This is a genomic window from Aggregatilinea sp. (assembly GCF_036822615.1).
Lineage (GTDB): Bacteria > Chloroflexota > Anaerolineae > Aggregatilineales > Aggregatilineaceae > Aggregatilinea.
Window position 1 is genome coordinate 37,160 of record NZ_DAISHJ010000028.1, and the last position, 13,109, is coordinate 50,268.

A 13,109-nucleotide genomic window follows, 5' to 3' on the forward strand; every position below is an offset into this window, starting at 1 on the left:
ATCGGCTGTGACGCAAGGCTAAAGAGGTTGATCCGGAAGGGCAGATAGCGCGTCGTTCGGCGTTTCGTCCGCTGCGGCAGGCAGCGTGAAGCTGAAGGTGCTGCCGCTTCCGGGTTGGCTATCTATGCCAACGGTTCCGCCGAGTTTTTCCACGATACGCTTGACTATGGAGAGTCCCAGGCCGTGCCCGCCTTTGCTGCCGTGCTTCGAGGGTAGGCGGGTGAACTCGGTGAACAGTTGGGCGCGTTCTTCGTCCAGCAGCCCGCTGCCGTTGTCGCGCACCCAGAAGCGCACGTGGCCGTTTTCACGCTGTGCGCCCAGTTCCACGCGGGGCGGGTGACCCCCATACTTGATCGCATTGCTGATATAGTTCGCCCAAATTTCTTCTATCCACGGGGCATAACCCTGCGCTGCAGGCCACGTATCGGGCATCAGTAGTTCTGCTTGCTGTTCGCTGATCTGGCGCGCCAGACGTGCCCGCACCTCGTTGATGACGATCCGCATGTCGATGATCTCGGGCGTCACCGTGTGCTGCCGCACCTGGGCCAGTAGGAGCAGTTCGTCAATGATACGGCCCATCTTATAGCCCATGCCGATCTGTTCGTTCCCCATCTGGATGATTGTTTCATCGCCGGTCGTGAGCAGAAATTCAAGAATATATTCCCCCAGCCCTGTAATCACCCACAGCGGGTTCTTGAGATCGTGCGCGACCGTGCGCGAGAATGCATCCAGTTCTGCGATAAGTTTTTCGCGCTCCTCTATTTCTTTTTGCAGCTCCACATTTTTCAGCCGGTAGATTTCGGCTTGCTGGCGGGCGGTTTCGGCTTCGTGCGTCGCGCGCAGGCCGTTGAGTCGCAGCGTGGACATTTCGTTGCTTGCGGCTTCTTGCAGCGTGTGGAACTGCTTGTAGTGGGTTAAGCTCGCGGTGATCTCGCCAGCCTGTTCGTAGATGTCCGCCAGCGCCCTGTGAATTTCGGCGAGCACGGGGTTGGTGCCGATATCGTCTGCAACCGCCTGCGCCTGCTTGAGGGTTGCTACGGCGAGGTCCGGTTTGCCTGATACGAGCTGCGCCTGGCTCAAGTCAAACAGGGTGGCCGCTTCGAACTGGCGATATCCGCGTGCCTGTGAGAGCACCAGGGACTGCTGAAAGTAGCTGATAGCGCGATCGACGTCTCCTGCCGCGATCCAGATTTTGCCAATATTGCCGAGCGCTTCGGTTTCTGCGCGGTGGTATTCGATCTTCCGGTCAAGCTCCAGGCTTTGCTGGGCGTAGTTCAGCGCCTGTTCGGTATCACCCAGAAGCAGGTAGGCTTTGCCAATGCTGTCCAAGGCTTGTGCTTCGCCGGATAGAGAGCCGACTTCCCGATGCATGGCTAAGCTGCGCATGAGTTGAGTCAACGCCGTTCGTGGGTTGCCCAGGTGCAGCATGGCATAGCCCGTGTCATTCAGGATGCTGGCCAGCAGGCTGGGCTGGTTGCATTGCTCTGCGAGTTGGAGCGCCGTAAAGCCATATTCGAGTGCCTGCGAAGTATTCCCCAAGAAATAATTGATGCCCGCGATATGGTTGAGCACTTCAGCTTGTTTGCAGATGTTGCCGAGGGTTTCGAACTGCTCAAGCGCTTGCAGCGCATGCGATAGCGCAGTCTGGTATTCGGATCGATCCCATTCGATGATGGATAGGATCTCCCAGCTCTCCGCAATGCCAAAAGGGTAGGGAGGATTTTCCCTGCTGGCTATTTCGAAGGCTTGTTTGGCGAGGACTTCGCTTTGGCGCGCGTTGTTATGAAGCAGCGCCCGCGCCCGTACAAGGAGTCTGTTGATCTGTTCCTCACGAGACTGGGGCGCGTCTGATGTGCTGCTCAACCCAGCGGTTTTGTTCGTCATACTTTACCGTTCAATTAATTTGTGTTCAATGTGTATTACTAAGATGCTCTTTACTAAATTTAGTATATCGTTTTTCCCTTTGGGGGCACAACTGTCAGATAGTTTCTGTTTCGCGGGGATTGATGGTGTGTATTATAGCCTTATCTGCGCGGAAGATCCGCGAGGTTGTGGGTTGGAGGCAGGGTGTTCTGAGCGCTGTTCGCGCCCTTGACGCGTGTCGCTTGGATTGGTACAATGACCCTCGTTCGCTGAATGATGCCCCATTCGTCTAGCGGCCCAGGACATTGCCCTCTCAAGGCAGAAACAGGGGTTCGAGTCCCCTATGGGGCATAAATCGCTCGTGGTCTTGAGACCCGAGCGATTGTCTTTCTCAGGGCTGTGTTCCCCGCTTACTCCGCCATCATCGTCGCTCGACTCATCGCCTGAATCGTCATCGTTGGGCGGAAGTGCTGCCCCATCGTCATCCCCATACAGCGCCGCGCGAAGCTCCAAAAATCGACTGGCCCAGGGTTTCAAGCTGAAGTCTACAATCTGCTGCTTGTCCAGGTCGTAAACGACATACTCGAACAACACGCGCGCCATTTCCTGTTTGTCTTCATCGTTGGCCGTGCCCCACAGACGCGCCAGGGCATCGAGCGATTCCATGCACATACGAAGCTCAATCGCGGCCTTTTCCGTTTCGGTGGTACGCGCTTCCCAATGGGCAATCTGGCGTTCGTTGTGTTCCTTGCGCTTGAGGTATTCCTCTTTAGTAATGTCCCCTTCCAACAGCAGGAAGCGCGCGTTTTCAATGCGCTGGCGACATTTGGCGATAGCGACCGCTTTTTGGGCTTCAAAATCATCATCTGCCGTTTGACCAGGGCCGCCATACTCGGATTGGATCGCCATCTCGACCAGCAGCGGGAAACGGTCTTCTCGAATGGTGAGCAGGTTAATCAGCCGCCCGAATTCCGCTTCAATCACATCCTTGAACACGGAGCGCCGCTTGCAGCCACACTTCACACCTTCCGCATGGCGATAGCGCAGCTTGCCGTTTTGGTCCACGCCGCTTAAGCGAGTACGCAGCCCAGGGTTGTTTTGGTCGCGTGCCTGCCGTTCGCATTCCGCGCAGAGTAGGAGCCGGGTGAGGGGATAAGGATGCGACGCCTTGACCGACCCGAACGGGCGCGTGGTGACGCTGCGCGACGTCTGCGTTTCGCCCACTTGCCGCAGCAGTTCGAGAGGAAACACCGCCCGCCCGGTATCGTAGAGCACGCCTACCGGGTCATCGATAAGGCTGGCGTTCATGTCCTTACCACGCCCTTCAGGGCTGAGACCCGCGTATTGCCGCCAGCTTGAGACGACCCGGCGAATATCATCCCGGTTGACCGGGCGCGGCTGGTGCTTACGATTGCGGAAGGCCCAGCCTTCATCGGTTATGTGGTAGGCGATGCGTTCAATGCCGTGGCTGTTCTCCGCGTACAGTTCCAGAATACGCTGCGCACACTCGTAGTATCCGCGCCAGAGCGCGCCGTTTGCAGGCGCTTGTTCGCTTACCGTGCCCGCCATGTAACGCCCGTCAGGAAGCAGCCATGCGCCTTCAGGAGAGGGTATCAGGTAGCCCTTTTCATCGCGCATCGTTCCGAACGGGGGCATGCCAATCGTTTTGCCCTGTGATTTGCGGTACAGAATACTGTCTTTGGACTTGGCCGCAATATCCGCCGCGTATGCTTCATCTTGCATTGCCATGAAGTTAATCATCATGCGGCCCCAATGGGTCGAGGTATCCATTTCGCGGCCAGGCGCAGCGAAGACCAGGCGCACGCCGTATTCATCCAACAGTTCGAGCAGGTAGCCGACGCGCCAGAATTTGCGGTGCATGCGGCTGGAATCGTTGGCAACCAGGGCGATAACGTCAGGGTCTTTGAGGCGCTTTTCCAACGCCAGCCAGCCAGGGCGGTTATTGACCTTTGTGCCCGACTTATGGCCTTCCGCATCGGTGTACCATTCGGGAATCCAGCCCTCACGGTCGCAGACGGCTTGGATATTGGCCTGCTGGCGTACAGGGCTGTTGGTGTCGCTTTCGTCGCGGGTGTAGGACTGGCGGACGTAACAAAGCGCGATCTTGCGAGGAATACGAACGGAAAGATTCTGAGACACGACAGACTCCTACAGGTGTGCGCAAGTATAAGGGTAGTAGCGCCGGACCACCGAGTAAGATAGAGTCTGTCGGCGGACGGTGCGCTAGACACAGTAGTGCATCGGCCAGAGCACCGAGGTATTGCAGTACTTCGGTGCTCATCTTCCAATGCACGTAGAGTATCCCTACTCGATTCTGTTGTCAAACTCACTTTGCTGGCGGTTCAGGTCATTGGCGAGAATACGCGCAATGACTTTAGTGAGGCTGGCAAGCCCGCGTTCAACTTCCGGTTGGGCATCGTCGCCGCCAAGCTCCGAACACACCGCATGCGCGAAGTGTTCGATTACATCAGGGGAGGGCGGTTGGTAGGTGATGTTTTTATTCATCGCTCCGCACCCCGTTCAAGCGTGCCGCGACTTCCCACTTTTGACGCGCTTTGTGCTCAATCATCGCCATCGGATAGCCCATTTCATCGAGGTAACGTAGCGCCTGATTGAGCGTTGCAGGCTGGTCAAGGTGTTGTTCCAGCCCAACGCGCACTTGCAACCCTGCCAGCCAGCCGATGATAGAGCGCAGGTAGTGGTGATTGACTTCAATGCTGAAGTCGTACTCGCGTTGCGCCAGCCCATCGCAGTTGTAGCTCCAATAGTCGATGAACCCGCGTAGGTCAGCCCACAGGGGAGCCATTTTCCAGCGTGTTTTGGTTGGATCATCGGGATTTGGAATGCGCAGTTGGCCCCACTTGAGCGTGACGTAATTTAGCAGTTCGAGGAAGCCGTCATAGCTCAGGTCGGAGAGGTAGCGCAGCCCGGCGAACTTGCCTTCGTAGCAGCGGATAGACCATTCAAAGCGCGTGACAGGTAAGGTGCAATCCTCATCCATTGCCCACACGGAGCGCCAGAAGCCGCCCGAATTGCGCCGCACCGTGTCCGCTATCTTGTCATAGACTTTGAAACGCACCACGCCTTCCGATGAGCCGATAGCGAAGCCTTCCAGGTCGCCGTTTTCGTCGGAATCATAGAAGTGTTTGCGCTTGGCATAGCCGACCCACTGTTGACGCCATTCTTCAATGGATTGCTCTTTGACATCCATGCCCACGATATCGAGCGCAATGTCAGCCCGATTGATGCGCATGAGGTACAGTTCGGGCGTCTCCAAGCCAAACCACTTCAGTTGTTCGAAGATGTTTGTGCGCAGCGCACGAATAGCGGTAACGTCGCCAAACATGCGCAGCCACTTGGGACCGAGTTGGAGCATCAAGCCCATCCCCTGTCCGGCTTGAGGTGTATCTGCTAGTTCGTCGTTTACGCGAGGGGTCAGGAACAGACGCGCATCCTCGTCCCACAGCGAGAGGCGATACCCGTTCGCGCCAAAGCGCAGCACCTTGTCTTCCCGCAAGATGCCATTTTTCAATCGTGGGTCTTTCAGGTCGATGCCATACGACCAGTAGTCGAACATATCCCGACGAGGGTATTCAATCATCAGGTAAAGACTATCCAGCCCCAGGAATCCCAATTGCATTTTCGCCCCCCGTGATACAAGACGGGGGGATGCTACCGACTTATCCCCTTCAACCGACCCGCTACCAACTGCCATTTACTGTTCATTGCTCCTTTGCTTTACAGGGTCAGCGCCACCCCGTACAATGGAGCAGGCTGACCAATCCGAGAGAGATTGTTTGCCACTGCCGGGACGTGTTACCGCACATCCCGGCCTTTGCGTTTGCCTATGCTGTCGTTTCTGCTGTTTCTTCCAGTCTTTCGAGCATACGTCGCCGTTTTTGTTTGATGTGGTCTCCGATGTAGTCGGGACAGTCCACCGAGTTGATGCGCGCCCGAATGGTGGCCGCATCCCGCTCAGAGTAGGGTGGGCCGCCCCATACGACGAACGACGCGAACGAGCACCGCACATCCAACCACTTGCGGTCGCCTAGGTGTTTGCACAGAGCGCAGTTATCGTGCAGCCACTGTTGCAGGGGCGTTTGCGAAACCGTCATGTGTTCTCACCTCCTTTCTTCGTCACTCCGCGCGGGCCTTTGCCAGTGTAGCGGCAGCAGGGACCCCGGCTGTCAAGGGACAGCGACCGTTGTGTGAGCAGGGAGCGCCGCCAGTCTGCCCTTGACAGCCACCCCGCGCCGCTTGGCAAAGGGATGCCCCGGCGGAGTGGACTGGCAGACTGGCCGACCGGGGGGCGGGACGTTAGCGACCTATTCCCCGCCGCTGTTTGTGCTCCGTTCCTCACTTGGGGGCGTTGCCCCCAAACCCCCAGGCAGACCTGATTGGGCAGAACGTTAGCCAAAAACCGTTTTTGCAGGTCGTATGGAATGAGCGTATAATTCAACGTATTGCCGTATAACAGATAGTCTATACGCTAGTCCGTTAACTTGTCAAGGTGGATTTTTCAGGGAGTGTGTACAATGAGTGAAGAGCAAGAAAACGCTATTGATTTGCTTGCGCCATTTATTCGCAAAGAAGTGGGGCTTTTGATACGTCAGGCGCGTGAGGAGGCTGGATTAAGCCAAACTGAACTGTCAGAACGAATGCATCGCCGTCAAGCCTACATCTCAGAGCTTGAGACAGGCAAGACAGAACCGAATCTTACTGTGCTTTATCATCTGGCTATCGTGCTGGAAAAACCGATGACCTACTTTATTCCCATGCCTTACCGGGACCCCTCGAACCAGTTACGCAGTCTGGACGAACTGACACCTGAGGAAAGCGAGTTGATTAACAAGATGCGACAAATTGAACCGGACTATGATGCTGGTTTGGCCCGTTTTATTGTCAATACGATTATTGACTACCATATCAAGGTGGATAATGAGATGTTTGGCGAAGATAGTGACAAATAACCGGAGACAGGCGCGGGTCCCCCCTGGCCCCCACCCCGCGCGTTCCCGCGCGGGTCCCCACCCAGGGTCCTCCCGCGCCAAGTAACTAAGATGTTTGTGGGGGTAGCTGTCACATATAGTTGGATTAACTTAATTGCATAAATAATACGTACTAACTATACTGTGAATAGGAGGTACGCCAGCAAATATTGCCGGGAGACAGCTTATGAGTAACCCCTCTCTACGTGCTAAATTGCGTGCATTTGTTGCCGCCCCCGATGCGCAGGCGATTAGAGATGTAGTTGACAGATCTGCCGAGGTTTTGTTCACCGATAAGGCCGAGGTTGAGTTCGAGCTATGGATTCAGGAGGAACATGCAAAACACAAATCGGTGACTTTGTTAAGGTCTCGTGCCGACTTGCTCAAACAGCTTCGCGCCCTAGAATACATTCGTGCGTCGGAGGCTATATTCCTGGACTTTATGAGTGTGCCAAACCGCGATGAACTGAGACAATTTGCGCAACAACTGTCTGACAAAGCACTGGATGCACTCGAGCAACTGGCTGAGCAAAAGTCTAATAGTGCCCGCACTTCAGGCAACCACACCATCGCTCGAGCGATACGCGAACGCCTTAACGACCTGAAAATTCTTCATCAATCAGAAGCTGAAGTAAACCCTCTTGTAATGCAACTAGAAGCTTTTGTTACTGCACACACAGAGGAAGACGCACGCCTGCTATTGTTAGCGCAACCTGACCTAATGCTCTCTCTTGATGCCGAACTTGCCCTTGCGCGATTTCGAGCCTCGGACGATCACAGTAAACAACAACTTGAGATGCGACGAGCACTATGGCGTCAAGTCCGATATGGTCGCTCCTTATCAATCACGCAACCTTCAGCCGCCTCTTCGCTTTCCACCCGACGCACAACACAATCAGAGCTATTTCCCTTGTCTGGAGAGTACGGCTCAACCGCAGCCGATTTTGTCGTGCTCAACCCGACGAACTGCGCGATAGGTCCTAGTGCGATGGTGATTAACCACAGTACGCACATTCCCCTGCAATGGAAACAACCACACGAAGTGCGTGCTGATGTGAGCGGGAATGCAGTGGGACGAGAAACCGATTTGAACAGGTTGCATGAAAGATTAAAGCAAGGATCGGCCCAAACTGTGCTCGGGATACGAGGAATGCCCGGTATCGGTAAAACAGTTGTTGCGGCACTGTACTCGATGCACTACGGAGCGGCGTATCCCGGCGGTGTGATCTGGATACAGTTGAGTCCCAGTATGCGAACGACCGAAAGCATCAATCCGGAACTCAACCGCATTGCGAGCTATGCCTATGGTGCAGATGCGCAGGTACAAGAGACACTTCACAGTACACAGTTCTCCCCTGAAGTAGTTCAGATGCTGCTGGATGGGCATGGACGGATGCTTTGGATTGTAGATGATGTGTGGGATGCAGCTGTGCTGGAGCCAATCAAACGTGCAGCCCCACATGACGCCACTATTGTGGTCACAACCCGTGACCTTGATGTAGCGTTTTCAACTGCTGGAACTGAGCAGGGAGTAATAACGCTGAACGCATTGACGCAAGAGGACGCGCGCTTGTTGATGCAGAACAAGGTGCCAGCATTGAGCGACGTATTGGCGAATAATCTGGCGGACGGATTGGAACGACATCCGCAAGCACTTACCATTGCCGCTAGCACGCTTGCACGCCGCGGCCATTCTCGCTACAAAGCTGCAGTCGACGAGATTATTCGTCGCGTCCATAATGGAGAAGGTTTTGGAGACCTTCCACGTATGGATAAGGAGGATCGGATAAATCCAGTCGAAGTAGCATTGCGATATAGCTACGATTACTTGGGTGAGCACGCTAAAGGAACTAGATTTCAGCGCTGTTTCCGGGCTTTGGGTGCACTCGCAGCAGGTGCAGCCTTTGATTCGACAGGGGTGAACGCCGTATTGGAGGAAGAGGCAGAAACCGAAGAGATTCTTCTGATGTTCAACGGATTATCTCTTCTTTCCGAGGTGCAACCACCGCAGGCGCAAATGTCAGCTCGATGGGAGCAGCATATGATACTTCGTGCCTATGCATTGGGTATGCAAACGGCAGATGAGCGACTGACCTTTTCGCATCGTCATGCCCGACATTATCTGGCGCGTTTGCAACAAGCAGATAGATCTCAATATTATCACGAGATAATCCCGGAGCTACCAAATCTCAAGCATGCATTCAGGTGGGCCGTGCATGAAAGCCTAGAACTCGCCCATGACTTAGTAGCATATGGTGCGAACTTGCTTCGCGGCCAGAATCTCGGCCATGAGTATTTGGAATGGGCTGAACAAGTTCTAGCTCGGGCTAAGTCCGTAGGTGGGTTACAGGCACAAGGCCGCGCGTGGGATTCTTATGGCAGTGCCCTGCAAGCTGTGTCCACTCTCCTTCTAGGTGAGGATCGCAGTATCCGCTTGCGTCAAGCCCTAGCCGCATACAATGAAGCGCTGAAACTAATGATGGATATGTCCCAGGATTACGCCACCGCATTGCATAACAAGGCCAACCTTCTGAGCGAGTTGGGGAATTTACCGGGTGAGGACCGAGCTGCACGCCTGAGAGGTGCACTAGCTACATATGACTCTGCGCTGGAATTGCGTAGGGGTGTGCCACTTGCGTATGCTTCCACGCAGAGCAACAAGGCGGTGGTGCTTATGAAGATAGCGGGTCTTCCTGGCGAAGACCGGGCTTCGCGCTTGCGGGAAGCGCTAGTTGCTATCGACGCTGCACTGGAAGTGCAGAAGCCCGTGCCACTCGCCTACGCTAATGCACAGAGCATAAGGGCCGACCTGCTGAGAGGGCTTGCCTCTCTTCCCGGTGAAGACCGAGCTGCGCTCTTGCGGGAAGCATTGGCTGCTATTGATACAGGATTGGATGTGCAAAGGGATCTGCCCCTGGCTTATGCAGGTGCGCAGAATAGCAGGGCAAGTCTGCTGCGAGAACTGGCCTCGCTGCCAAGCGAGGATCGCGTCGCCCGCCTGCGGGAAGCCCTGGCTGCTGTCGAAGTAGCGTTGGAACACCGAAAAGCTGTGCCGCTAGACTTTGCGCACAGCCAGGGAATAAAAGCAACGCTACTTACAGACCTTGCTTCTGTACCCGACGAAGATCGCCCTTCCCGCCTGCGGGAAGCACACGCTACCCTTAGCGATGCAATGAAAATACTGAAAGATGTACCACTTGATTACGCAACCGCGCTGAACAATCTGGGGAATGTACTTAGGGAACTGGCGACCCTGCCGGGCGAAGACAGGGCTGCGCGCCTAAAGGAAGCGCTGACTGCCTATGATGCTGCCCTGGACCTGCGCAAGTATGCTCCACTGGAGTATGCTAGCACGCAGAACAACAAGGCGGTAGTACTGATGGAACTGGCATCGATCGCAGGCGAAGACCGGACCCTTCGCTTACAGCAAGCACTTTCTGAAACTGAAGGTGCTCTGAAGCTACAGACGGAGGCGCCACTGGAGTACGCCCAGACCCAGAACAGTAAGGCTGTTGTGCTAATTGAAATTGCGACCCTACCCGACGAAGATCGGGCCTCTCGTCTGTATGAGGCAATGGTCGCTCTTGATACTGCACTGGAACTGCAAGATGAGGTGCCACTTAGCTATGCAACGACCCAGAACAACAGGGTTGGTCTCTTACTGCTACTAGCGGCTTTGCCGGGCGAAGACAGGGCTGCGCGCCTAAAGGAAGCGCTGGCCGCCCTTAATGCCACAATAGGGCTGCGTAAGAATGTGCCGCTGGAGCACGCCCGGACTTACAACAATAAGGCGGCGCTTCTCCTTGAACTGGCAACCCTAACAGGTGAAGACCGGGTGGCACGTACGCAAGAAGCTCTGGAGGCACTTGACGTAGCTCTCGAACTTCAACAGGATTCGTCATTGGAGTATGGTCAGACGCAGAGCACCAGAGCGATAGTATTGTCGAAACTTGCGGCGTTCTCAAGCGAAGATCGCGCCGCCTGCCTCCAGAAAGCTTTGGTTGCTGTCGATAGTGCGCTGAAGCTACAGCAAGGCATGCTGCTTCCCAGTGCGAATGCGCAGGGTATCAAGGCATGCATACTCACGGAAATCGCTACCCTCCCGGGTGAAGACCGAGCTGCACGTCTTTGGGAAGCCCTTGCCGCATTCGACAGCACACTCGAACTGCAGCGGGATGTGCCCCTGGATTACGCCCAAACGCAAACCAACAAAGCGAATCTGCTTCGAGAATTAGCAACTCTAGCAGGCGAGAATCATGCTGCTCGCCTCCATGAAGCGATGTTAGCGTATGACGCTGCGTTGGCACGACTACGTGAAGTACCCCTGGACTACGCTGCTACACTATTCAATAAAGCCGCTCTACTGATGGAACTGGCGATCTTACCTGGCGAAGATAGGATTGACCATCTAGGGAAAGCGCTACAAAATATCCTGTTAGCCCTCCGTATCTTTGAATCTCGTCAAGAGTCCTATAGCTTGGAGGTGTCCTATCACCTCTTTTCCAGCCTATTAAGCGCATTCGGATTAGACGATTTGAGTGTCATCCAGAAACGAATTGTATCCGACGAACCAATATTGCCACTGCTACCTGAAGAACTTGTAACTGTATTGCACGATCAGCCTTGTATCTTTTCGGACCTTGAATTCGAAAATAGGTTGGAGGCACTTATCTTCTCCAACAAGTATCCAGATAAGTCGATGGAATAGGATTTTGAATCGCGCATTGCTCTACATCACCAGGGGAACACTCAATGTCGCAACTACTAATTTCCTATGCGCATGCCGACAGTTCAAAGGCGGCAACAGAATTGAATTGGCGACTACGGCAGATTGGATATAAGGTCTGGCGAGACATTGAGAGCTTGCGGGCCGGGCGCACCTGGCAACAACAGCTTGGCGACGCTATTCGAACATCTGATGTCCTGCTGGTGCTCTTAAGTCCTGCAGCAGTATTATCGAAATACGTAGAGTGGGAATGGACAACTGCTTTGTTCGTTTTTAGAAAACCTGTTATTCCGATACTGATATTGCAATGCGACATTCCTGCGGAACTCTCCCGATTACAGTACCGCGACTTTAGCCAAGCAGACAAGCAGAACGATGAATACGACTTGCTAATTCGCGATTTGAATGATTTGCAGACACCAACAGAGACAGCCACACCTCCTACAGCCAAGTACACGGTAGTAGGTGGACAGCGGGTTGTGATAGGGGATCGCGCATTAGGCATATTCGGCTCAAGTATTGACACGGTAAACAATCTTACATCCGAAAAACTGCAACGCTTGCGGCAGCTGAGACAGCAGATTGATTCCGAGAAGGGTGGAGCCACATACGATGTGCGAGAAGTCAGGGAAGCTGTCATCGGAGATAATGCTGTAGGCGTTTACGAGGCCCAGGCGCTCGACAAAGCCATATTATTGAGCGAGATGCGTAGCTTGCTGGAAGACATCGAACAACGCCTCTTGATACAGATACTCTCCCGCATTGACACGCTGGAACCACAGGTTGTTGCCGAAATTCGGGACGCAATTGCTGCTATCGAGTACAACACTGTCTCCGAGAACGAACTCCGCGAGGTTCTTGCAGAGCTGCAGTGCCAATTAATTGAAATGGTGACTCAGAAGGCTCTCTACGAAGACATTGCCCTTGCACAGTACGCTCAAGATGCTGTTGAGGACATCACTGCCCCCGGAACGGACGTGCGCTATCGTTTAAAGGTCACTGTGCCGATTTTGTTTCCCTTACTCGCGTATGAAGGTGAGATCGAACTGAATATTCGTGCCAATCTGGAAGCCCTTTGGGAGCGCATCAAGGGATGGAAGCCCTCGGGTGATACCGATTGACCTAGCGTTGCTTGTCCCTGACAATCTGGTGCACACGCTGATATGAAATTTCGAACCGCCGCGCAAGTTCAGCTTGTGAAACGCCTGCGGCATATCGAGCGCGGATGATGTTGTTTCTTTCGTGTGTGGTTAGGGTAGGGCTAGGCTGCGAGGGAACTGCATTAAGCTGCGCGAGGATTTTGACGACTGGTGAAGATATACCGCTCAATTGACGAGCGTTTTTGGCCCCGACAGCCCCTATGGGGCACAGGCTGCCACATGCCTTCAGAGCAGATGGCAGCTTTATTTTCCCCCTCAAAGACGCGATCGCTCTCCTTGTTTTCCAGCTCTATCAGTGACCTGCCCCCCAAAACCTAATCCAGATGGTATGTTAGGATGGGACACATCAAG

Annotated in this window: 9 protein-coding genes, 1 tRNA gene and 1 pseudogene; 5 read left to right on the forward strand and 6 right to left on the reverse strand. The window is 54.4% G+C overall.

Going from position 1 to position 13,109, the window contains the following annotated elements; all coding sequences use genetic code 11:
- Window positions 1–18 precede the first annotated feature (18 nt).
- Entirely contained in the window at window positions 19–1,884 is a 1,866-nt protein-coding gene (locus tag V7116_RS11015; RefSeq protein ID WP_324391972.1) for a sensor histidine kinase, read from the reverse strand.
- 257 nt (window positions 1,885–2,141) lie between these two features.
- On the opposite strand from V7116_RS11015, the gene V7116_RS11020 reads away from it, so the two are divergent.
- Together V7116_RS11020 and V7116_RS11025 are read left to right on the forward strand one after the other, a co-directional pair.
- Window positions 2,142–2,214: transfer RNA gene (locus tag V7116_RS11020), tRNA-Glu, on the forward strand.
- A gap of 369 nt (window positions 2,215–2,583) precedes the next feature.
- Window positions 2,584–2,937, forward strand: coding sequence for a hypothetical protein (locus tag V7116_RS11025; protein ID WP_324391973.1), 354 nt, complete (start codon window positions 2,584–2,586; stop codon window positions 2,935–2,937).
- A 603-nt stretch (window positions 2,938–3,540) separates the two neighbouring features.
- Here the strand turns inward: V7116_RS11025 and V7116_RS25775 are convergent.
- The 4 genes and pseudogenes from V7116_RS25775 to V7116_RS11040 form a co-directional block, all read right to left on the reverse strand.
- Window positions 3,541–4,023, reverse strand: a pseudogene (locus tag V7116_RS25775) (recombinase family protein); the annotation flags it as partial.
- 165 nt (window positions 4,024–4,188) lie between these two features.
- Window positions 4,189–4,389, reverse strand: coding sequence for a hypothetical protein (locus V7116_RS11030; RefSeq protein ID WP_324391974.1), 201 nt, complete (start codon window positions 4,387–4,389; stop codon window positions 4,189–4,191).
- Window positions 4,382–5,599 (reverse strand): hypothetical protein, encoded by a 1,218-nt coding sequence (locus tag V7116_RS11035; RefSeq protein WP_324391975.1) that lies wholly within the window; start codon window positions 5,597–5,599, stop codon window positions 4,382–4,384. Before V7116_RS11035 ends, V7116_RS11030 begins: the two co-directional genes overlap by 8 nt.
- Before the next feature lie 130 nt (window positions 5,600–5,729).
- Window positions 5,730–5,999 carry a hypothetical protein gene (locus V7116_RS11040; protein ID WP_324391976.1) on the reverse strand — a complete coding sequence of 90 codons (270 nt, stop codon included), beginning with the start codon at window positions 5,997–5,999 and terminating at the stop codon, window positions 5,730–5,732.
- A gap of 420 nt (window positions 6,000–6,419) precedes the next feature.
- Here V7116_RS11040 and V7116_RS11045 point away from each other — a divergent pair, with 420 nt between their 5' ends.
- The 3 genes from V7116_RS11045 to V7116_RS11055 all read left to right on the forward strand — a co-directional run bounded on the left by V7116_RS11045 (window position 6,420) and on the right by V7116_RS11055 (window position 12,719).
- Window positions 6,420–6,854, forward strand: a complete 435-nt coding sequence (locus V7116_RS11045; protein WP_324391977.1) for a helix-turn-helix domain-containing protein — start codon at window positions 6,420–6,422, stop codon at window positions 6,852–6,854.
- Between the two features lie 205 nt (window positions 6,855–7,059).
- Window positions 7,060–11,580, forward strand: a complete 4,521-nt coding sequence (locus tag V7116_RS11050; protein WP_324391978.1) for an NB-ARC domain-containing protein — start codon at window positions 7,060–7,062, stop codon at window positions 11,578–11,580.
- Between the two features lie 44 nt (window positions 11,581–11,624).
- Window positions 11,625–12,719: a toll/interleukin-1 receptor domain-containing protein gene (locus V7116_RS11055; protein WP_324391979.1), complete on the forward strand. Its 1,095-nt coding sequence runs from the start codon at window positions 11,625–11,627 to the stop codon at window positions 12,717–12,719.
- Window position 12,720: 1 nt separating this feature from the next.
- On the opposite strand, the gene V7116_RS25780 is transcribed toward V7116_RS11055, so the two are convergent.
- Window positions 12,721–13,017 (reverse strand): sigma factor-like helix-turn-helix DNA-binding protein, encoded by a 297-nt coding sequence (locus V7116_RS25780; RefSeq protein ID WP_442891829.1) that lies wholly within the window; start codon window positions 13,015–13,017, stop codon window positions 12,721–12,723.
- Window positions 13,018–13,109: the final 92 nt, after the last annotated feature.